The following is a 20,664-nucleotide window of genomic DNA, read 5'->3' as shown; positions in this document are numbered from 1 at the left end:
CGGTCATATGAAGGTTTCCACCGACACACCAAAGCGTTCGGCCAACCAGCGGATCTGCCGCAGGTTGAGCTGACGCTTCCCGCTCAGAATCTCGGATACCACTGACTGGGGGCCGACTCCGGGTAGATCGCTCTGTGTCAGGCCGTGTTCGCGCATCATGTAACCAAGCACTTCGGCACCCGTAGCTTCGGGCATAGGGTGATGTTTGTGATCCCACTCTTCAATCCAGTCACCGATGATGTCCACCAGACTCATTAGGGGGTGTGACTCGTCAACTCCGGTCATCTCGAGTAACTCGTCGAGTGCCTGCACCAGAGTGTCATAGTCGTCTTCGTTCTTGGGCTTGCGCAGCAATGGCGCAACGAACTCCCAATGCTCGGCCGCGTTTTTGATCAGAACTCTCATGATCTTCCCTCCTTCCATTTACCGGGGTCATATTCGCGGTGATCCAGCACATGCTTGATGTAGATTTTTTGATGCTGATATCGAACATAGGCAATCAGCCGTAATTTGTTTCCGCCAATATCAAAAACGTGAAACTCACCGACCTTGTCGGTTGCGGGAAACGAAGATTTCATGGCCGCAAAATCAGTTGGCTTGACGCGCTTTGCCAATCGATACCACTGGTCCAGCGCGCTGGCCGCCAGCGGCCACTTTACTTTGGCGTCCCGGATACGCTTTTCGGAAAACACTCGCATGCAACATCCTTATCGCATTTTGCTATGGAGGAGTTAATCACAAGGATTTTTTATCGCAACATGCGATACATCTAAACAGACCAACGGTCTCAATCAGATCCTTGTCTCAGCCTAGTTTCAGCTTCAGTTGCTGCACGATTGAAAATATAAGCAAACGTCTCCAACTAGCCGTTATCAGTTCTCTATTGGATATCGCCCATGACCAATCCTCTCCTCATCCCCTGCCCCCACTGCAATGGCCTCAACCGCATCCCGGCCGAACGCCTGAACGATCATCCCAAATGCGGACGCTGCAAATCCGAGGTCTTGTTGAACAAGCCGTTTGAACTGAAACAAGGTGACTACGCCAGCCAGATCAAGGGTGATTTGCCGTTGCTGGTGGACGTGTGGGCGGACTGGTGCGGGCCGTGCAAGTCGTTTGCGCCGGTATTTGAACAAGCGGCAGCGCAACTGGCGGGCAAGTGCCGGCTGGCCAAGCTGGACAGTGAGGCCAATCAGCAATTGTCAGCCCAGCTGGGGATTCGCTCGATCCCGAGCCTGATCTTGCTCAAGAACGGCCGGGAAGTCGCACGCCAGAGCGGGGCGTTTCCATTGCCGCAGTTGATGAGCTGGCTGCGCAGTCAGGGGATCTGAAACAGCGCAGCCCTTGTGTGAGCGAGTCAGTCGGCGAGGATGTGGATGTCAAACCTCATCGCGAGCAGGGCTCACTCCTGAAGGTTGTGTGTATGAACCAATATCAGGCGTTTTCCAGCAGGTTGTGCAGCTCGACGAATTGCTGCGTCAGCTTGTGTCTTGGATCGAGATGGATCAGCGGCGTATTGGCCTGGTGGGATTCGCGCATGCGCACCGAAGAGGCCAGATACACCGGCAACACCGGCAGCCCCTCAGCGATCAGTTCGTCGAGAATTTGCTGCGGCAGGCTGGCTCGGGCCTGAAACTGGTTGACGACGATGCCTTCAACTTCCAGACCTTCGTTGTGGTCCTCCTTCAGCTCTTCGATTTCCGCCAGCAGGCCGTAAAGAGCCTGGCGCGAAAAACTGTCGCAATCGAAGGGAATCAGCACGCGATCAGCGGCAATCAGCGCTGAAACGGCGTAAAAATTGAGCGCTGGAGGGGTATCGAGGTAGATCCGGTCATAGTCTTCGCTCAGCTCTTCCAGCAACTTCCTCAGTTTGTTGATCTTGTGCTTGGCCTCGAGCTTGGGCTGCAAGTCCGCCAGTTCAGCCGTGGCGGTGACGACATGGAGGTTATCGAACGGCGTTTCGTAGATATCGACCTGGTTTTTTCTGGAGAACGGCCCGGAAGACAGGGTTTGCTTGAAAAAATCGGCAATCCCCATGGGAATGTCATTGCCGGTGAGCCCCGTCAGGTATTGAGTGGAATTGGCCTGGGCATCGAGGTCTACCAAAAGGGTGCGAAAACCCTCGTTGGCGCTGACCGCCGCCAAATTGCAGGCAATGCTGGATTTGCCCACGCCACCTTTCTGATTGAACACCACGCGCCGCATGTCAAAACCTCCGTGTATCAAAGAATGACCGAGTGTAGTGGTGCACGGCGTTGCTTAGCTACCTCCCGGAATGGGGACTGCACAGTCAGTCGTCGTCTCGCACCAAAAAACGGGAAACATCAGAGCCATACGCAACAATGGCCGACAAACGGCATGATGAAAATGTGAATAATTGCCAAACGTTCATTTTTCGCCAACCAGGCGGTACATCTTGCTGAGCAAAATGTAACCAGCATTTGCTACGCGTTCGTCGCACCGGGATAATGCGCACCACTCGGCGCCAAGCGCCACGTAGGGTGTGCCGTGCATTTGCGCACTCATCGCGTCAAGAAAGCCCGCAGGGGCGGGATGAATGTCTGTGATCAATTTCAACATCGCCCAGTGGCGCGCGTGGGCCCCGGGGCTCGAAAGCGTGGACGATTGGCAAGCCTGGAGTCGACGACCGGTCGTACTCCCGGGCAGCGATGCGGCCCCGGATGTCTCGTTTCTGCCGGCCATGCAGCGCCGACGCCTCAGTCGGCTGGCGAGGATGGCATTCAGTGTCGCTTGGCCCCTGGCCGAAGGTCGCCAGGACTTGCCGCTGGTCTTTGTTTCCCGTCATGGTGAAACCCCGCGCACCTTCGACATTCTCAGTGAGTTGGCCGTTGAACAGCCGCTGTCGCCCACTCAATTCAGTCTTTCTGTGCACAACGCGATCATTGGCCTGTGGTCGATCATGCGCGGTGAAACCAGCGAGATGACCGCCCTTGCCGCAGCCGGCGATGGCCTGGAACACGGCATGCTGGAAGCCGCGGCCTTGCTGAATGAGGGTGCGCCGGCCGTGTTGCTGGTGGTAACCGAGGAACAGCCCCCCGAAGCCTATTCGACGTGGATTGATGACGTGCCGTTTCCGTACGCCCTCGGCCTGCTGATCACGCCAGGCAACGACTGGCAGCTGTCCCTGAACAGCCCCTCGGATGCGTTGTCCAAGTCTCGCTGGCCCCATGCACTGAATCTGTTGAAAACGCTGCTGGGCCAGCAAACCACCTGCCAACATGCCTGGAAAAATCGTGTATGGACCTGGCAACGCAATCCATGATCGAGAAAAACCGCGACGCCTACTACTGGCGCCTGCTGGCAACTGCTGCAAGCTTTACCCTGTTCGGACTGGGCGGGCTGTGCCTGCGCGTGGTGGTTTTTCCGTTGCTCGGCTGTTTGCCGGGCGATGCCCGGACCCATCGCCTGCGCGCGCGGCACACGGTCAGCCGTTGCTTCTGGTTTTTCGTGCGGTTCATGGCTCGCGCCGGCGTGCTGACCTATGACATTCAGGGCGAGGAAAAACTCGGACGCCCGGGGCAGATGATCATCGCCAATCATCCCTCGCTGATCGACGTGGTATTCCTGATCGGGCTGGTGCGCCACGCCAACTGCGTGGTCAAGCAAAGCCTCTGGGAAAACCCTTTCACCCGCGGCCCGCTACGCCGTACCGAATACATCAGCAACGACGGCAGCATGGACATGCTCGATGCCGCCGCCGATGCATTGAAAGAGGGTCAAACCCTGATCATCTTTCCCGAAGGCACCCGCACCCAGCCGGGTCAGGCACCGGCCTTTCATCGGGGAGGAGCGGCAATTGCCGTGCGGGGTGCGAAAATCCTCACCCCCGTGGTGATCAGGGTCAATCCGACCACGTTGACCAAGGCGGAGCCTTGGTATCGGATCCCAAAGCGTCGTGTGCACTTCAGTTTTCGCGTCGGGGCCGATATAGACCCACAGGCCTTCGCTGCGCTGGGCCCAGCGCCTCAAGCCTCGCGCAAGCTCAATGATTACCTACATTCGTACTTTATTAAGGAGCTCGCCGAAGATGAGCGATCTGCACCGTGATATCAAAATGCTTATCATCGACGCCCTTGGCCTCGAAGACATCAGTGCCGACGACATCGGCGATGACCAGACGCTCTTCGGCGAAGGCTTGGGCCTGGACTCTGTCGATGCTCTGGAACTCGGCCTGGCCATCCAGAAAAAATACGGCATCAAAATCGATGCCGACGCCAAGGACACGCGTAATCATTTCAGCAACGTGGCGAGCCTTGCGGCGTTCGTCACCGCAAAACAGGCAGCTTGAGACCGGACCATGCAAACTCGTGACGACATTTTCAACACCCTGCGCGATGCCTTGGTCGAGCTGTTTGAACTGGAGCCCGAGCGCGTCAGCCTCGAATCCAACCTGTATCAGGATCTGGAAATCGACAGCATCGACGCGGTTGACCTGATCGACCACATCAAACGTCAGACCGGCAAGAAAATCGCCGCCGAAGAATTCAAATCGGTGCGTACCGTCAGCGACGTCGTCGAGGCGGTCTACCGTCTGGTTCAACCGGCCGCATGAGCCGACTGATCGGCCTTGGCCTGCTGCTGGCAGGCCTGCTGTACCCCTTTGCGGTGTATTTCGGCATGGAGCATTTCGCGCCGTGGCAATTCGGTTTGCTGCTGGGCAGCCTGTGGCTGGCCCGCGCACTGAGCGGCCGACAAAAGCCCGGCAGCCTGTGGATGGCCGCGGCAGCCATCGTCTTTTGCCTGCTGCTGGCGCTGTTCGACAGCCCGGCGTTGTTGCGTTGGTATCCGGTGCTGATCAGCGGTTTCATGCTGGCGCTGTTCGGATCGAGTCTGATGTACGGCCCGCCAATGGTCGAACGCCTGGCCCGTCTGCGCGAACCGCACTTGCCCGCCAAGGCCATTCGCTATACCCGCCAGGTGACCATCGCCTGGAGCGTGTTTTTTCTGTGCAACGGTTTGTGCGCCGCCGCCCTGACGCTGTGGGCGCCACTGAACTGGTGGATGTTGTACACCGGTCTTATTTCCTACGGATTGATAGGCCTGATGTTTGCCATTGAATGGCTGATACGACAACGGGTACGAGGCCACCCATGAATTGGATAAAACTTGAGCAGCTGCTGCTCAAGGCCGAGCCGCAGCGAGCCGTAACGGCCGAGCCGCCGCTCGATCACGCACATCTGTGTGCCCAGGCCCTGAGCCTGGCCGCCGGCCTGCAAGCCCAGGGTGTGCAGCGCATTGCCGTGCACCTTGAAGACGCCGCCGATCTGGCGATTGCCCTGCTGGGTGCCTGGCGTGCCGGGGTCAGCGTATTGCTGCCCGCAGACTTGCAAGCGCAAACCCGCCAGCGCTGGTCGAAGGAAGTGGACCTGTGGCTCACCGATCAGCCCGACGATGCTCAGCTGAGCGCTTACCGACATGCACCGCTCAGCGCCGCCGCACTGGATCTGGATCAATGCCGGCTGAGCCTGTGCACGTCCGGATCCAGTGGCGAGCCCAAGCGCATCGAAAAAAACCTGCGGCAATTGGCCAATGAGGTCGAGGCCCTGGAACAGCTGTGGGGCGCCGATCTCGGCCCGGCATGCATCATCGGCAGCGTTGCCACCCAACACATCTACGGCCTGCTGTTCCGCGTGCTCTGGCCACTGTGTGCCGGACGCCCGTTCACGCGCAGGCAACTGGCGTTTCCGGAAGACCTGCAACGCGCCAGTCGCCAGCATCCGGCTTTCGCCTGGGTGGCCAGCCCGGCACTGCTCAAGCGCATGGGCGACAACCTCGACTGGCCCGCCATGAGCGCAGTGCGCCGGGTATTTTCTTCCGGCGGCGCGTTGCCGGCCGAGGCGGCTAAGATCTTGTACCAACGCCTCCATCAATGGCCGACAGAAATTTTTGGCAGCTCGGAAACCGGCGGCATCGCCTGGCGCCAGGGGCCAACGCTCTGGCAACCCTTCGCCGATGTCGCCTTGAGCCAGGACGCTGACGGCGCACTGCTCATCGCCTCACCCTACTTGCCCGCCGGCCATGTCGAACATACCGCCGATGCCGCGCGAATTGTCGCTGACGGCCGTTTCGAGTTGCTGGGGCGGCTGGACCGAATCGTCAAACTGGAAGAAAAGCGCATTTCGCTGCCGATGCTGGAACAGGCGTTGATGACCCATGCATGGGTGGCCGAAGCGCGCCTTGGCGTCGTCCAGGAAAATCGCGCTTCACTGGGTGCATTGCTGGTCCTGACAGAAGCGGGCCTTCATGCCTTGCGCAATCAAGGACGACGCACGCTCACTGAACAATTGCGCCAACACCTGAGCCAGCATTGCGAAGCGCTGGCCCTGCCACGGCGCTGGCGCTTGCTGCGACAACTACCGCTGAACACCCAGGGCAAACTGCCCCAGGCCGACGTCGAAGCCTTGCTGCTGGCGCCACGCCCCAAGGCGCCGCAAATTCTGGAACAGCTCGAAACCGAAGGCGAGTGGAGCCTGCAACTGGCCGTACCGCCGGATCTTGCCTATTTCAGTGGTCACTTCCCCACGGCGCCGGTATTGCCCGGCGTGGTGCAAGTGGAGTGGGCGCTGAACCTCGGCCAGCAATTGATGAACTTGCCGGAAAAGTTCGCCGGCATGGAAGTGCTGAAATTCCAGCAACTGGTGCGTCCGGGGGATGAAGTCCAATTGCACCTGCGTTTCGACCCGGACCGCAGCAAACTGTACTTTGCCTATCGCAATGAAACAGCGACCTGCTCCAGCGGGCGGATTTTGCTGGAACCCGCACTTGCAGGTGCAAACCAGCATGCATAGCCCCTGCGCAGTCATTCCGGTGTACAACCACGAAAGTGCAATCACCACCGTGGTCGATGCGCTGATTGCCCGCCATCTGCCGTGCATTCTGGTGGATGATGCCAGCAGCCCGGCGTGCGCCAGGGTGCTTGATCGACTGGCGCAACGCGAAATGGTCTACCTGATTCGCCTCGCAGCCAATCAGGGCAAGGGCGGCGCGGTCATGACCGGCCTGCGTGAAGCGTCGCGCCTGGGTTTCAGCCACGCCTTGCAAGTGGACGCCGACGGCCAGCATGACCTGCAAGACGTGCAACGCTTTATCGAACTGTCGCGCAAGCATCCGCAAGCGGTGATCTGCGGCTACCCGAAGTACGATGAAAGCGTGCCCAAAGGCCGCTTGTACGCCCGCTACCTGACCCACGTCATGGTCTGGATCAACACGCTGTCGCTGCAGATTCGCGACTCGATGTGCGGCTTCCGTGTGTATCCGCTGCCGCCGGTTCTGGCACTGATCGAGTCGGCAAAAATCGGCAAACGCATGGATTTCGACTCGGACATCCTGGTACGCCTGGCCTGGCGCAACCAACCGATGCAATGGCTGCAAACCAAAGTGCATTACCCGCTGGACGGTGTTTCGCATTTCCGCCTGTTCTACGACAACGTACTGATATCGAGCATGCACACCCGGCTGTTTTTCGGCATGTTGCTGCGTTCACCGGTGATCCTCTGGCGGCGGTGGCGAGCATGAACGCGCAAAAGCAACACTGGGCCGACCGCGAAGAGCGCGGCAGTTTCTGGCTGATGAAATTTACCGCGGTCGCCGCCAAAGTGCTTGGCCGTCGCCTGCTGAGCCCGCTGCTGTACGGCATCGTCCTGTATTTCTTCCTGTTCGGCCGCAGCGCCCGCCACAGTGCCTGGCAATATCAGCAACGCCTGGCCGAGTGGAGCGGTCGCAATGAATTGCGCCCGAGCCATTGGCGAGTGTTCGGCCAGTTCATGGCCTTCGCCGACTCCATGCTCGACAAACTCGACGTGTGGAACGGCAAGTTGAGCATCGAGCAGATCGAAATCATCGACCCGGCGCTACTGCGCAATCAGTTGCGCGGTACTCGCGGGCAGATGCTGGTGGGCGCTCACCTGGGCAATCTCGAAGTCTGCCGCGCACTGGCGGAAATCGGCGAAAAGGTCACCATGAATGTGCTGGTGCACACCAAACACGCCGAGCAATTCAACCGCTTGCTCGGCGAAGCCGGCGCGACCAATCTGCGCCTGATCCAGGTCAGCGAACTGGACCCGGTGATCATGCTGCAACTGCACGAGCGCCTGGAGCGCGGCGAGTGGCTGGCGATTGCCGGCGACCGCGTGCCACTGCATGGCGGGCGCAGCGTGACAGTGGATTTCCTTGGCCATCCGGCCAGGTTTCCGCAAGGGCCGTGGCTGTTGGCCGGTTTGTTGAAATGCCCGGTCAACCTGTTGCTGTGCCTGAAGAAACCCGACGGTGACTATCGCCTGACCATTGAGCCTTTTGCGGACTCGATCATCTGGAAACGTACGGATCGCGAGCAGGTCATTCATCAGTGGGCCTCCCGCTACGCCGAGCGCCTGAGTCACTATTGCCTCGACGCGCCTCAACAATGGTTCAACTTTTACCCTTTCTGGAAGACCGATGACGACGCCAACGCTTGAGCCGGTAACCTTCGGCGAACTCCCTTTGCGCATCGAAGACGTGCTGGCCCTGGCCAACCGCCAGGCGCCGGCGCAATTGCAGAGCGACGCTGCCTACCGCGAGCGCATCGCCAAGGGCGCTCGTTTCCTCGACTCTCTGCTGGACAAGGAAGGCGTGATCTACGGCGTGACCACCGGTTACGGCGATTCCTGTGTGGTGGCGGTGCCGCTGCATCACGTCGAAGCGCTGCCGCAGCATCTGTACACCTTCCACGGTTGCGGGTTGGGCAAATTGCTCGACGCCCAGGCCACCCGTGCGGTGCTGGCGGCCCGGTTGCAGTCACTGTGCCACGGCGTGTCGGGGGTGCGGGTGGAACTGCTGGAACGCCTGCAAGCCTTCCTTGAATACGACATTCTGCCGCTGATTCCGGAAGAGGGCTCGGTCGGCGCCAGCGGCGATCTGACGCCGCTGTCCTACGTCGCCGCCACGCTGTCTGGTGAACGCGAAGTGATGTTCCGCGGCGAACGCCGCCAGTCCGCCGAGGTGCATCGCGAGCTCGGCTGGAATCCGCTGGTGCTGCGTCCGAAAGAAGCCCTGGCGCTGATGAACGGCACCGCCGTGATGACTGGCCTCGCCTGCCTGGCCTTCGCCCGCGCCGACTACCTGCTGCAACTGGCGACGCGCATCACCGCGCTGAACGTGGTCGCGCTGCAAGGTAATCCCGAGCATTTCGACGAGCGCCTGTTCGCCGCCAAACCCCATCCGGGGCAGATGCAGGTCGCCGCGTGGCTGCGCAAGGATCTGGCGATCGACGCCCCGACCGCACCGCTGCATCGCCTGCAAGACCGCTATTCCCTGCGTTGCGCGCCCCATGTCCTTGGCGTGCTGGCCGACAGCCTGAACTGGTTGCGTTCATTCATTGAAATCGAGCTCAACAGCGCCAACGACAACCCGATCATCGATGCCGAAGCCGAACGTGTTTTGCATGGCGGGCACTTCTATGGCGGCCACATCGCGTTCGCCATGGACAGTTTGAAAAACCTGGTCGCCAACGTCGCCGACCTATTGGACCGGCAACTCGCCCTGCTGGTGGATGAGCGCTACAACCACGGTTTGCCGAGCAATCTCTCCGGTGCCACAGCCGACCGAGCGATGCTCAACCACGGTTTCAAGGCCGTGCAGATCGGCACCAGTGCCTGGACCGCCGAAGCATTGAAAAACACCATGCCGGCCAGCGTGTTCTCGCGCTCTACCGAGTGTCACAACCAGGACAAGGTGAGCATGGGCACCATCGCCGCCCGCGATGCGATCCGTGTACTGGAATTGACCGAACAGGTCGCCGCCGCCACATTGCTCGCCGCCAACCAAGGCGTCTGGCTGCGTGGTCAGGCCGAGGACGCGCGACCGTTGCCGCCAGCGCTCGCGGCCATGCACGAAGCGTTGGGCAAAGACTTCCCGCCGGTCATCGAAGATCGTGCGCTGGAAGGCGAACTGCGCCTGTGCCTGAAACGGATCGCCGAACAACACTGGAGGCTGCATGCGTAGCAAGGGAGTGCTGCACACCGATACGGAAATCCTCGTACCGTTCTTTGACGTCGACAGCATGAACGTCGTCTGGCACGGTCATTACGTCAAATACCTGGAAATCGCCCGTTGCGCGTTGCTGGACAAGATCGGCCACAACTACACCGCGATGTCCGACTCGGGTTACGCGTGGCCGGTGATCGACCTGCAATTGCGCTACGTGCGCGGTGCGGTGTTCGGCCAGAAGCTCAACGTGCGAGCCAATCTGGTGGAATGGGAAAACCGTCTGAAGATCAACTACCTGATCAGCGATGCGCAAACCGGCGAACGCCTGACCCGCGCGGTTTCCGTGCAAGTCGCGGTCGACATGAGCAACCGCGAGATGTTGTTGGCTTCCCCCAAAGTCTTCACCGACGCCGTCGAAAGGGCCTTGCCATGATGTTCCGCCACCCCCGGTCCCCTGTGGGAGCTGGCTTGCCAGCGATGGTCGTTAACGATGACGCCGGGGCCAAACCCTGCGGCGTTCTCGGTTTTTTCGCGAGCAGGCTCGCTCCTGCAGTGTTGTGCGTGGTGTTGGGCATTCCGGGGTTGGCTCAGGCATTCGATCTGCAACAGCTCAGCGATCAACTGGCCAAGCCCGACGTCATCCACGGCAACTTCATCCAGGAAAAGCACCTGCGTGCCCTGCCCCAGCCACTGACCAGCAAAGGCACGTTTGTCCTGGCGAAAAAATACGGTCTGCTGTGGCTACTGAAAACCCCGTTACAACAGGATTACCGCATCACCACCCAAGGTATTGCCCGACGCGACGGCAACAGCTGGCAGATGCTGCCTGGCAAAAGCGCGGGCGCCGAGCAGAACCGTTTGTTCCTCGCTGTGCTGCAAGGCGACAGCAGCGGCCTGCAACGGGATTTCGAACTGTCCTTGAGCGGCGACGCGCAGAACTGGAAACTGACCCTGCTACCGCGTTCGATGCTGCTCAAGCAGGTGTTCAACCAGATCAACATTGCCGGCGGTGAACTGGTGCACAGCATCGAATTGCTTGAAACCCAGGGCGACAGCACCCTGTTGCGCATGCAGGACAGCACCAGTGCCCAACCCTTGAGCGACGCGGAGCAACATGACTTTGCCCAGTGAACGCAGGCTGCCGTGGCTGTTCGTGATCCTGCTGCTGGCCGTGGTTGCGCTCGCCGGTTGGCAATGGCGCAACGGTGCACCGTTGTCGGCCAACCTGATGGAACTGGTGCCGGGCACTGCGCCCGACGCTCTGGAACTGCGCGCCGAACAACGCATGCAGGAACCACTGAATCGCGAAATGCTGGTACTGGTCGGCCATGAACATCGTGAGCAGGCCATCGCCATGGCGCAAAAACTCGGCGATCAATGGCAGGCCAGTGGTTTGTTCGAGAAGGTCCAGTGGAACCTGCAAGCCGATTTGCCGGCGCTGCGCACGCAACTGTTGCAGGGCCGTTTGTCGATGCTCTCGGCGGACGATCGCCAGCAATTGATCGAGCATCCCGACGCCTTTATCCAGCAACGCGTACAAGCGCTGTTCGACCCTTTCACCGGCTTCAGCCTGGTGCCAAGCCAGGACGACTGGCTGGGCCTGACCGGACGCATCCAGAACAGCCAGCCGCAGCACGGTGCGGTGCAACTGGACCTCGGCAGCGGCGCGTTGATTGCCGATGCCGACGGCAAGAGCTGGGTACTGCTGCGCGCCCGCACCACCGGCAACGCCTTCGACATGAGCCTGCCGCTGCAAGTGGCCGATCTGCTTGCACAAAGCCGCGAAGAAGCCGCTACGTCTGACGTGCAACTGCTGGCCGCCAGCGGCCTGCTCTATGCCGCCAATGGTCAGAAACAGGCGTCCCGTGAGATGACCTGGGTCGGCGGTGGTGCCACCGTCGGCATCCTGTTGCTGTTGCTTCTGGCCTTCCGCCGCTGGCGTGTGTTGCTGGCATTTGTCCCGGTGCTGGTGGGCATGCTGTTCGGCGCGGTGGCGTGTGTGGCACTGTTCGGTCATATGCACGTGATGACCCTGGTGCTGGGGTCGAGCCTGATCGGCGTCGCGGTCGATTATCCATTGCACTATTTGTCCAAGAGCTGGAGCCTGAAACCCTGGCAAAGCTGGCCAGCGCTACGCCTGACTTTGCCGGGCCTGACATTGAGCCTGATCACCAGCGCCATCGGCTACCTGGCCCTGGCCTGGACGCCGTTCCCCGCGCTGACCCAGATTGCGGTGTTCTCCGCCGCCGGTCTGCTGGGAGCTTATCTGTCCGCCGTATGCCTGTTGCCGGCGCTGCTCAAGGGTGTGGAGTTGCGCCCGGCGCAATGGCCGCTGCAGGTTTCCGAGTTTTTGCTGGCTCGTCGCGAAGACTTGCTCAAGATCCTGAGCACGCCGGTGCTGCTGGTGCTGCTGCTCGCTTTCTGTGTCGCTGGCCTGCTGCAACTGCAAACGAAAAACGACATTCGCCAATGGGTCGGTGCACCGCAGCAATTGACCGACGAAGCACAAACCATCGCACGGATCACCGGCTATCAACCCACCAGCCAGTTCTTCCTGGTGCGGGCCGCCAACCAACAGCAATTGCTCGAACGATCAAGTGCCTTGAGCGAACGTCTGGATCAGTTGGTCAATCTGGAAAAACTTCAGGGCTATCTGTCGCTCGACCAATTGGTCAGCCCGTCAAATGACCAGCAACACGTTCGCCAAGCCTTGGGCAAACTGCCGCAGTTCTGGCAGCCGCTGCTGGATGTCGGCGTGCCGGTCGCGGCGTTGCAAGCGGAGTTGACCCAGCTGCAAGCACTGCCCGTCGAAGACATCGACAGTGCCCTGGCCGGGCCGCTGGCGGAACCTTATCGCTTGTTGTGGCTGGGGCCGACCGATGACGGCGTAGCGGCCATGGTCAGCCTGCAAGGCATCACCAACCCGAACTTGCTGCAAGTCCAGGCTGAAGATTTACCGGGGGTGGTACTGGTGGATCGACTGGGTGAGCTGAACCGTGTTTTCGCTGCCACTCAAATCAGCGCTGCCGAACTGAAACTCGCTTCCTGTGTGCTGATCGTGCTGGTGTTGGTCGTGCCGTTCGGCTTTGGCGGCGCACTGCGCATTGTGTCCCTGCCGCTGCTGGCCGCACTGTGCAGCCTGGCCAGCCTCGGTTGGCTGGGGCAGCCGCTGACGCTGTTCAGCCTGTTCGGCCTGCTGCTGGTGACGGCGATCAGCGTCGACTACGCGATCCTCATGCGCGAACAGGTCGGTGGCGCCGCCGTGAGCCTGTTGGGCACCTTGCTGGCGGCATTGACCACTTGGCTGTCGTTCGGCTTGCTGGCGGTGTCCAGTACGCCCGCGGTGAGTAATTTCGGCTTGTCGGTTAGCCTGGGGCTGATCTTCAGTTTCCTGCTTGCCCCCTGGGCCGGGCGCCACATGCATGCGCTACCTGTTGCGGAGCCGACAACATGATGATCGTTGTGTTTTGGCTAATGGCCCTGGCGTTGTTCGCCGTGGCGACTCGCGTCGGTCGCCACGTCGGCCTGATCCCGATCGTCAGCCAATTGTTGCTGGCGACCATTGGCCTGCCGCTGTTGATGTTCTTCTGGATCGAGCCGCAATGGCAACTGAGCGGCGCGGCGCTGGTGTCGCCCATCTGGCTGAAAAACCTCTACAGCCTGAGTTTTGCACTGCTGTTGGGCTATATCCTCAGCGATGTGATCGATCTGCAACTGGACCGCCGAAGCCTGAAAATCGCTCTGCCGAGTTTCTGTATTCCGTTCGTCTGCGGCCTCGCCACCGCGGTCTGGCTGCTGCCGCCGCAACCGTGGATCAGCTCGCTGGCCGTTGGTTTGTTGTTTGCCATCACTGCGATTCCAGTGTTGTACCTGTACCTGCGACACATCGATTACCCGCCAGCCGCCACCCGTCGACTGGTACAGACCGCGATCCTGATCGACCTCGCCTGCTGGACCCTCTTTGCCCTCGCCCAAGGCAGCCTGCACCTGGGCAGTCTCCTGCTGCCCTTGGCCGGGGCCTGCCTGCCCGTGTTGCTGCGGCTACTCGGACTGCGCCAGACCTGGCTCTACAGCCTGGGCTTTTTCGCCCTGCTGGTGGTCGCCGAACACTACAAGCTCAATGCGCTGATTTTCGGCATCGGTTATGTGTTGATCATGGCCGCGCTGAAGGCGCCGCTGGTGCTGCCGCTGCCGGCGATCTGGATGAGCCGCCTGCAGACCTACATCGCCATCCCGTTGATCCTCACCTTCGGCATCGTGCAGATCAACGTGCACAGCGCGATGGACAGCCTTGGCTGGCTGCAACTGGTGGCGCTGCTGCTGTTGCCGATCGCCAGCAAACTGCTGGGCAACTGGATCGGCCTGGGCTGGGCCGGCGCCTCGTTCCAGGGCGCCAGTCGCTGGCGCGAAAGCGTGCTGCTGAACATTCGCGGCTTGAGTGAGATCGTCTTTCTCAACCTGCTGCTGCAACAACAGCTGATCAGCCCGGCGCTGTACTTTGCATTGATGCTGATGGGCCTGGTCGCGACACTGCTGCCGGCACTCGCCGGTATGCACCGAATTCCCCTGAACGCTGCCGCCCCGGCAAGGAGCCCTCATGCCAACCGTTGAATTGCAACGTCGCCCGATCGTGGTCATCGGGGCCGGCCCTTCCGGCGCTATCGCCGCTGCGCTGCTCAAACGCAAGGGCCATGACGTGCTGGTCATTGAGCGACAGCATTTCCCCCGGTTTTCCATCGGCGAGAGCCTGCTGTCGCATTGCCTGGATTTCGTCGAAGAAGCGGGCATGCTCGATGCCGTCAATGCGGCCGGTTTCCAGCTGAAGACCGGTGCTGCGTTCGCCTGGGGCGAGCGCTACAGCAGCTTCGATTTCGGCGATACGTTCACCCAAGGCAAACCGACAACGTTTCAGGTCCAGCGCGCCGACTTCGACAAGCTGCTGGCCGATCAGGCCGCCCTCCAGGGCGTGGAGATCCGCTACGGCGAAACCATCGTCAGCGTCGATATCGATCAAGCCAAGCCACTGCTCGGCGTCAGGCGTGAGGATGGCAGTGAGTATCGGATCGAAGCGGATTTCATGCTTGATGCCAGCGGTTACGGGCGTGTGCTGCCGCGCCTGCTCGACCTGGAGGCGCCGTCGAATTTCCCGCTGCGCCAGGCCGTGTTCACCCATGTCGAAGACCATATCGACGCGCCGAATTTCGACCGCAGCAAAATCCTCGTCACCACCCATCCCACCCAGCGCGATGTGTGGTTCTGGACCATCCCGTTCAGCAACGGACGTTGCTCGGTCGGCGTGGTCGCTTCAGCGGAACATTTCGAGGGTCGCACCGACAATCTGGACGATTGCCTGCGCGGCTTCATTGCCGAAACGCCGAGCCTCGCCGGCGTATTGACCAACGCCGTTTGGGACACACCGGCGCGTACCATCGGCGGGTACTCGGCCAACGTCAAAACCCTGCACGGGCCGGGTTTTGCCTTGCTGGGCAACGCGGCGGAATTCCTCGATCCGGTGTTTTCCTCCGGCGTGACCATCGCCATGCGTTCGGCGAGCATGGCCGCTGCGGTTTTGCACCGTCAGTTGCAAGGCGAAACCGTCGACTGGCAACGCGAGTTCGCCGAACCGCTCAAGCGCGGTGTGGATACCTTCCGCTGCTACGTCGAGGGCTGGTATGCCGGGACTTTCCAGGACGTGATTTATTTCCCTGGCGGTGCCCCGGACATTCGCCGCATGATCAGTTCGATCCTCGCCGGTTATGCCTGGGATGAGCGCAACCCGTTCGTCGCCGAACCCAAACGCCGACTGCGGATGTTGTCGCAGCTGTGTTCAAGGGACGCCACATGAGCTACTTGAGCAACACTTACGTCGAAGAGACCCGTTTCGGGCTTTGGTTCCTGCGCAGCCACACCTGGCAGCATCATGTGCTGCGCGTGGCGATCAATGATCTGCAGCGCCTGTTCGGCGACGTGTTGCCAAGCCGTCCGGTGTTGCTGGACGCCGGTTGCGGTCAAGGCAAGTCATTTCGCTATCTGCAACAGGCCTTCATGCCCGAGCGTCTGATCGGCGTGGACGCCGACCCGCAAAGCCTGAACCAGAGCCGCGCAGAAGCAGCTGGCCAAGGTTTGACGGTAGAATTGCTCGGCAGCGATTGCGCGACCCTGGCCGTGCCCGACGCCAGCGTCGACCTGCTGTTCTGCCACCAGACATTCCATCATCTGGTCGAGCAGGAACAGGCACTCGCCGAGTTCTATCGCGTGCTCAAGCCGGGTGGTTACCTGCTGTTCGCGGAATCCACCGAGGCTTACATTGATACCTGGGTGATTCGCTGGTTGTTCCGCCACCCGATGCACGTGCAAAAGAGTGCCGCGCAGTATCTGGCGATGATTCGTCGACAGGGTTTTCAATTCACGGAAAAAAACGTGTCCTATCCGTACCTGTGGTGGAGCCGCGCCAGGGATTTCGGCCTGCTTGAACGTATGGGCTTGCGCCAACCGAAGCCTTTTGGCCAACGGGAAGAAACGCTGGTCAATGTGGTGGCGCGCAAACCTCTTGAAGGTGCTGTGTGATGTTTTTCGTCAACCGCTTCGCCATGCGATTTCTTCTATCGGTCGCAGTCCTGCTGCTCAGCGCCTGTGCCAGCCAGCCGCCGCTGCCCGAACAAACCCCAAGCCTTTCGTTGCCTTTGCAATTTCACATCCAGCGCTTGCAGGCCGAACAGCGTCAAGACTGGGTATTGGTGATCCAGCGTGAAGGTCCGGCCATTCGCTGGTCGATGATGGACCTGCTGGGCATTCCCCAGGCACGCCAGAACCTGGTCGACGGCTCGTGGCGCGCCGATGGCCTGCTGCCGCCCAACCCGGAAGCCCGAGAACTGTTCGCCGCGTTGCTGTTCGCGCTGACCCCGAAAGACGAATTACACAGCAACTACCCCAGCGCCTGGCAACACGGCGCGCAACGTTCGCTGCCAGCGCGCTGGGACGTTCATTATTCACAACCCTCGAGCTTCGAATTGAATTTGCCAAAAGGCCCGAATTATCAAATCACGCCCCTGAGCGGTGACACCCCATGACGGCCTACCTGAACGCCCTCGGGGTGATTTGCTCGCTGGGGCGCGGCAAGGCGCAAGTCGCCCGCAACCTGTTCGCTGGCGACTGCTCCGGCATGCGCAGTGAAACTGGCTGGGTGCCGGAGCGTTCGTTGCCCGTAGGCGCGGTGCAGGGCGAGCTTGCGGCGATTCCGCCACAGCTGAGTCGGCAGCGCAGCCGCAACAATCAACTGTTGCTCGAAGCCGCCCTGCAAATTCGCCAGGACATCGATCAAGCGATCCAGACCTACGGTCGTCATCGCATCGGCGTGGTGCTCGGCACCAGCACCTCGGGCATCGATGAGGCCAGTCAGGGGCTGGCTCAGTACGTGCGCGAGCAGCAGTTCCCGAACGAATATGACTATGAGCAACAGGAACTCGGCGCACCGGCAAATTTCCTCGCCGACTGGTTGCAACTGAGCGGTCCCGCCTATGTGATTTCCACCGCCTGCACCTCCAGCGCCCGGGCATTGATGAGCGCCCGGAGACTGCTCGATCTGGGCGTTTGCGACGTGGTGCTGTGCGGTGGCGTCGACACATTGTGCAAGCTGACCCTTAATGGTTTCTCAGCGTTGGAGGCGGTGTCCGGGCAACGCTGCAATCCGTTCTCGGTAAACCGCAACGGCATCAACATCGGTGAAGCGGCGGTGCTGTTCCTGATGAGCAAACAGTCCAGTGACAGCCAGGCGATTGCCTTGCTGGGCAGCGGCGCCAGCTCCGATGCCCATCACATTTCCGCGCCGGAACCGACCGGCCGTGGAGCCCGACAAGCGATGCGCAAGGCTTTGAACCAGGCCCAATTACAGCCCGAACAAATCGGCTACCTGAACCTGCACGGCACCGCTACCCAGCACAACGACGCCATGGAAAGTCAGGCAGTGAATGCGCTGTTTGCGCAAGGTGTCCCCTGCTCGTCGACCAAACCCATGACCGGTCATACCCTCGGCGCCGCCGGGGCACTGGAAGCGGCGTTCTGCTGGTTGAGCCTGAGCAAGGACAACCACGCGCACGCCCTGCCGCCGCACATCTGGGATGGCCAACCGGACCCGGCGTTACCGCCCCTGAAATGGGTGACCCCGGCCGATCGAATGGCGTCCACAGGACCTCGCTTCCTGATGAGCAATTCCTTTGCCTTCGGTGGCAACAACGTCAGCCTGATTATCGGAGACGCCCCATGATTGACTGGCCGCTCGCCGAACTGCTGCCTCACGCCGGCGACATGATCTTTATCGATCAGATCCTGGCATTCGATGACGAGCAGATTCACACCCGCCTCACCGTCAAGCCTGATGGCTTGTTCAGCCTGCCTGACGGCAGTTTGCCGGCCTGGGTTGGCATCGAACTGATGGCCCAGAGCGTCGCCGCCTTCGCCGGTTGTCATGCGCGCCAGCGCGGCGAAACGGTGGCCTTGGGCTTTCTGCTCGGCAGCCGCAAGTTCGAGTGCAACGTCGAAAACTTCCCGGCCGGCAGCGAGTTGACCATCCACGGCATCCGCTCGCTGGAGGACGACAACGGCATGGGCGTGTTCGAATGCCACATCGACGGGCCAGGCATTCACGCCACCGCCCGCCTGAACGTGTACCGCCCGCCGCAGGCGGCTCAATATCTTCATGAACCCGCAGGAGTCCAGTCATGACTGAATCCGTACTGGTCACCGGTTCCAGCCGTGGTATCGGCCGCGCCATCGCCTTGCGCCTGGCCCAGGCCGGGCATGACATCGTGCTGCATTGCCGCAGTGGACTGACCGAGGCCATGGCCGTGCAAGCCGACATCGAAGCCTTGGGACGCAAGGCACGCATCCTGCAATTCGACGTCAGCGACCGCGCCATGTGCAAAGCGATGCTTGAGGCCGACGTCGAAACCCACGGCGCCTATTACGGCGTGGTGCTCAACGCCGGCCTGACCCGTGATGGTGCTTTTCCGGCACTGAGCGAGGATGATTGGGATGTGGTGATGCGCACCAACCTCGACGGTTTCTACAACGTGTTGCACCCGGTGATGATGCCGATGATCCGTCGTCGCGCCGCCGGGCGGATTGTCTGCATCACGTCGGTGTCCGGCCTGATCGGCAACCGGGGCCAGGTCAACTACAGCGCCTCCAAGGCCGGCCTGATCGGCGCGGCGAAAGCATTGGCGATTGAACTGGGCAAGCGCAAAATTACCGTTAACTGTGTCGCCCCCGGCCTGATCGACACGGCCATGCTCGACGAAAACGTGCCGGTGGAAGAACTGATGAAAATGATTCCCGCACAACGCATGGGCACACCTGAAGAGGTGGCAGGCGCAGTGAATTTCCTGATGTCCGCGGAAGCCTCGTACATCACCCGGCAGGTTCTGGCCGTCAACGGAGGCCTGTGCTGATGAAGCGCGTCGTCGTCACCGGCATGGCCGGCATCACCTCACTCGGCAGCGATTGGCAGACCATCGTCGGCAACTTCGCCGCCAACCGCAGCGGCATCCGCCGGATGGACGAGTGGGATCGATTCACCGAGCTCAACACGCGCCTGGCGGGGCCTATCGACGACTTCAAGGTGCCGAGCCACTGGACCCGTAAGCAACTGCGCAGCATGGGCCGTGTTTCCCGGCTGGCAGTCGGCGCGGCGGAACAGGCGTTGACGGACGCCGGACTGCTCGACGACGAATCGATCAAGGATGGACGCATGGGCGTCGCCTGCGGTTCGTCCACCGGCAGCACCGACGAGATCAAGGCGTTCGGCAACATGCTGCTCAATTCGGTGGCCGAGGGCCTGAACGCCAACTCGTATGTGCGGATGATGCCGCACACCACGGCGGCCAATATCAGCATTTTCTTCGGCCTCACCGGCCGCCTGATCCCGACGTCAAGCGCCTGCACCAGCGGCAGCCAGGGCATCGGCTATGCCTACGAGGCCATCAAGTTCGGCCGCTTGCCGCTGATGCTCGCCGGCGGCGCCGAAGAGCTGTGCCCGACCGAAGCCATGGTTTTCGACGCGCTCTACGCCACTAGCCTGAAGAACGACACCCCGCAGTTGTCGCCACGTCCTTATGACAGCGGCCGCGACGGCCTGGTGATCGGTGAAGGGGGTGGCATGCTGGTGCTCGAAGAGCTGGAGCACGCCCTCGCGCGCGGCGCACGCATCCATGCCGAAATCGTCGGTTTCGGCAGCAACGCCGACGGCCAGCACACCACCCGTCCCGAACAAGTCACCATGCGCCGGGCGATGGAGTTGGCACTGGAAGACGCGGGGCTGCAACCGTCGGATATCGGTTACGTCAACGGCCACGGCACTGCCACCGAACAGGGCGACATCGCCGAAACTTTGGCCACCAGCAGCCTGTTTGGCGAACACATGCCCATCAGCTCGCAAAAGAGCTTCCTCGGCCACACCCTCGGCGCCTGCGGTGCGCTGGAGTCCTGGTTCAGCATCGAAATGATGAACCGCGACCTCTACGCCCATACCCTCAACCTCGACGACGTCGACCCGCATTGCGGCAAGCTGGACTACTTGCGCGGCGAGTTCCGGCAGATGAGCAACCGTTACGTGATGAACAACAATTTTGCGTTTGGCGGGGTGAATACTTCGCTGATTTTCAAGCGCTGGGCGTAACGCGGCAA

24 protein-coding genes are annotated in these 20,664 nt (G+C 61.0%); 21 read left to right on the top strand and 3 right to left on the bottom strand.

Translation table 11 applies throughout. The features are described from left to right. Positions 1 to 3 precede the first annotated feature (3 nt). Together D8U69_RS07350 and D8U69_RS07345 are read right to left on the bottom strand one after the other, a co-directional pair. Complete coding sequence (locus tag D8U69_RS07350; RefSeq protein WP_130907013.1) at positions 4 to 405, bottom strand: transcriptional regulator; 402 nt, start codon at positions 403 to 405, stop codon at positions 4 to 6. Then, the gene (locus tag D8U69_RS07345; RefSeq protein WP_130907012.1) at positions 402 to 698 is read right to left on the bottom strand and encodes a type II toxin-antitoxin system HigB family toxin; all 297 of its coding nucleotides are present in this window, start codon (positions 696 to 698) and stop codon (positions 402 to 404) included. Before D8U69_RS07345 ends, D8U69_RS07350 begins: the two co-directional genes overlap by 4 nt. Before the next feature lie 198 nt (positions 699 to 896). On the opposite strand from D8U69_RS07345, the gene trxC reads away from it, so the two are divergent. Then, positions 897 to 1,331, top strand: coding sequence for a thioredoxin TrxC (trxC, locus tag D8U69_RS07340; RefSeq protein ID WP_130907011.1), 435 nt, complete (start codon positions 897 to 899; stop codon positions 1,329 to 1,331). A gap of 103 nt (positions 1,332 to 1,434) precedes the next feature. Here the strand turns inward: trxC and D8U69_RS07335 are convergent, their stop codons facing one another. Further along, positions 1,435 to 2,205: a ParA family protein gene (locus D8U69_RS07335; RefSeq protein WP_056852300.1), complete on the bottom strand. Its 771-nt coding sequence runs from the start codon at positions 2,203 to 2,205 to the stop codon at positions 1,435 to 1,437. A 352-nt stretch (positions 2,206 to 2,557) separates the two neighbouring features. Between D8U69_RS07335 and D8U69_RS07330 the strand changes: the two genes are divergently transcribed. Genes D8U69_RS07330 through D8U69_RS07235 form a run of 20 tightly spaced genes read left to right on the top strand, consistent with a single transcriptional unit; the run spans position 2,558 to position 20,656 of the window. After that, positions 2,558 to 3,283 (top strand): beta-ketoacyl synthase chain length factor, encoded by a 726-nt coding sequence (locus tag D8U69_RS07330; RefSeq protein ID WP_056852299.1) that lies wholly within the window; start codon positions 2,558 to 2,560, stop codon positions 3,281 to 3,283. Next, a complete protein-coding gene (locus tag D8U69_RS07325; protein WP_056852298.1) occupies positions 3,259 to 4,068 on the top strand; it encodes a lysophospholipid acyltransferase family protein in 810 nt (269 codons plus the stop codon). The genes D8U69_RS07330 and D8U69_RS07325 overlap by 25 nt, the downstream gene beginning before the upstream one ends. Then, positions 4,049 to 4,309 carry a phosphopantetheine-binding protein gene (locus tag D8U69_RS07320; protein ID WP_056852297.1) on the top strand — a complete coding sequence of 87 codons (261 nt, stop codon included), beginning with the start codon at positions 4,049 to 4,051 and terminating at the stop codon, positions 4,307 to 4,309. Before D8U69_RS07325 ends, D8U69_RS07320 begins: the two co-directional genes overlap by 20 nt. Positions 4,310 to 4,318: 9 nt before the next feature. Next, the gene (locus tag D8U69_RS07315; RefSeq protein ID WP_028622164.1) at positions 4,319 to 4,573 is read left to right on the top strand and encodes an acyl carrier protein; all 255 of its coding nucleotides are present in this window, start codon (positions 4,319 to 4,321) and stop codon (positions 4,571 to 4,573) included. Further along, on the top strand, positions 4,570 to 5,115 hold the full coding sequence (locus D8U69_RS07310; RefSeq protein ID WP_130907010.1) for a hypothetical protein: 546 nt from the start codon (positions 4,570 to 4,572) through the stop codon (positions 5,113 to 5,115). The genes D8U69_RS07315 and D8U69_RS07310 overlap by 4 nt, the downstream gene beginning before the upstream one ends. Beyond that, positions 5,112 to 6,809: an acyl-CoA synthetase family protein gene (locus D8U69_RS07305; protein WP_130907009.1), complete on the top strand. Its 1,698-nt coding sequence runs from the start codon at positions 5,112 to 5,114 to the stop codon at positions 6,807 to 6,809. Before D8U69_RS07310 ends, D8U69_RS07305 begins: the two co-directional genes overlap by 4 nt. Continuing rightward, positions 6,802 to 7,536, top strand: coding sequence for a glycosyltransferase family 2 protein (locus D8U69_RS07300; protein WP_130903925.1), 735 nt, complete (start codon positions 6,802 to 6,804; stop codon positions 7,534 to 7,536). Before D8U69_RS07305 ends, D8U69_RS07300 begins: the two co-directional genes overlap by 8 nt. Continuing rightward, positions 7,533 to 8,474 (top strand): glycosyl transferase, encoded by a 942-nt coding sequence (locus tag D8U69_RS07295; protein ID WP_056852294.1) that lies wholly within the window; start codon positions 7,533 to 7,535, stop codon positions 8,472 to 8,474. The genes D8U69_RS07300 and D8U69_RS07295 overlap by 4 nt, the downstream gene beginning before the upstream one ends. Next, entirely contained in the window at positions 8,455 to 9,999 is a 1,545-nt protein-coding gene (locus D8U69_RS07290) for an aromatic amino acid ammonia-lyase (RefSeq protein WP_130907008.1), read from the top strand. Before D8U69_RS07295 ends, D8U69_RS07290 begins: the two co-directional genes overlap by 20 nt. Continuing rightward, positions 9,992 to 10,417, top strand: a complete 426-nt coding sequence (locus D8U69_RS07285; protein ID WP_056852292.1) for an acyl-CoA thioesterase — start codon at positions 9,992 to 9,994, stop codon at positions 10,415 to 10,417. The genes D8U69_RS07290 and D8U69_RS07285 overlap by 8 nt, the downstream gene beginning before the upstream one ends. Next, positions 10,414 to 11,115, top strand: a complete 702-nt coding sequence (locus D8U69_RS07280) for an outer membrane lipoprotein carrier protein LolA (RefSeq protein ID WP_056852291.1) — start codon at positions 10,414 to 10,416, stop codon at positions 11,113 to 11,115. Before D8U69_RS07285 ends, D8U69_RS07280 begins: the two co-directional genes overlap by 4 nt. Further along, the gene (locus D8U69_RS07275) at positions 11,099 to 13,438 is read left to right on the top strand and encodes an MMPL family transporter (RefSeq protein ID WP_130907007.1); all 2,340 of its coding nucleotides are present in this window, start codon (positions 11,099 to 11,101) and stop codon (positions 13,436 to 13,438) included. The genes D8U69_RS07280 and D8U69_RS07275 overlap by 17 nt, the downstream gene beginning before the upstream one ends. Next, positions 13,435 to 14,595: a sodium:proton antiporter gene (locus D8U69_RS07270; protein ID WP_130907006.1), complete on the top strand. Its 1,161-nt coding sequence runs from the start codon at positions 13,435 to 13,437 to the stop codon at positions 14,593 to 14,595. The genes D8U69_RS07275 and D8U69_RS07270 overlap by 4 nt, the downstream gene beginning before the upstream one ends. Further along, the gene (locus tag D8U69_RS07265; protein WP_130907005.1) at positions 14,582 to 15,829 is read left to right on the top strand and encodes an NAD(P)/FAD-dependent oxidoreductase; all 1,248 of its coding nucleotides are present in this window, start codon (positions 14,582 to 14,584) and stop codon (positions 15,827 to 15,829) included. Before D8U69_RS07270 ends, D8U69_RS07265 begins: the two co-directional genes overlap by 14 nt. Continuing rightward, on the top strand, positions 15,826 to 16,551 hold the full coding sequence (locus D8U69_RS07260; protein WP_130903918.1) for a class I SAM-dependent methyltransferase: 726 nt from the start codon (positions 15,826 to 15,828) through the stop codon (positions 16,549 to 16,551). The genes D8U69_RS07265 and D8U69_RS07260 overlap by 4 nt, the downstream gene beginning before the upstream one ends. Beyond that, positions 16,551 to 17,054 (top strand): hypothetical protein, encoded by a 504-nt coding sequence (locus D8U69_RS07255; RefSeq protein WP_177434553.1) that lies wholly within the window; start codon positions 16,551 to 16,553, stop codon positions 17,052 to 17,054. Before D8U69_RS07260 ends, D8U69_RS07255 begins: the two co-directional genes overlap by 1 nt. Beyond that, positions 17,051 to 18,247 (top strand): beta-ketoacyl-[acyl-carrier-protein] synthase family protein, encoded by a 1,197-nt coding sequence (locus D8U69_RS07250; RefSeq protein WP_130907004.1) that lies wholly within the window; start codon positions 17,051 to 17,053, stop codon positions 18,245 to 18,247. Before D8U69_RS07255 ends, D8U69_RS07250 begins: the two co-directional genes overlap by 4 nt. Next, positions 18,244 to 18,705 carry a hotdog family protein gene (locus tag D8U69_RS07245; protein ID WP_056852285.1) on the top strand — a complete coding sequence of 154 codons (462 nt, stop codon included), beginning with the start codon at positions 18,244 to 18,246 and terminating at the stop codon, positions 18,703 to 18,705. The genes D8U69_RS07250 and D8U69_RS07245 overlap by 4 nt, the downstream gene beginning before the upstream one ends. Then, positions 18,702 to 19,430 (top strand): 3-oxoacyl-ACP reductase FabG, encoded by a 729-nt coding sequence (gene fabG / locus D8U69_RS07240; RefSeq protein WP_130903916.1) that lies wholly within the window; start codon positions 18,702 to 18,704, stop codon positions 19,428 to 19,430. Before D8U69_RS07245 ends, fabG begins: the two co-directional genes overlap by 4 nt. Next, a complete protein-coding gene (locus D8U69_RS07235) occupies positions 19,430 to 20,656 on the top strand; it encodes a beta-ketoacyl-ACP synthase (RefSeq protein WP_056852283.1) in 1,227 nt (408 codons plus the stop codon). Before fabG ends, D8U69_RS07235 begins: the two co-directional genes overlap by 1 nt. The last annotated feature ends 8 nt before the right edge of the window (positions 20,657 to 20,664 follow it).

It is taken from the genome of Pseudomonas sp. Sample_16, assembly GCF_004307665.1.
In the GTDB taxonomy this organism is placed as follows: Bacteria; Pseudomonadota; Gammaproteobacteria; order Pseudomonadales; family Pseudomonadaceae; genus Aquipseudomonas.
Note: the sequence above shows the minus strand (reverse complement) of the source record. Positions and strands in the feature narration are given on the sequence as shown.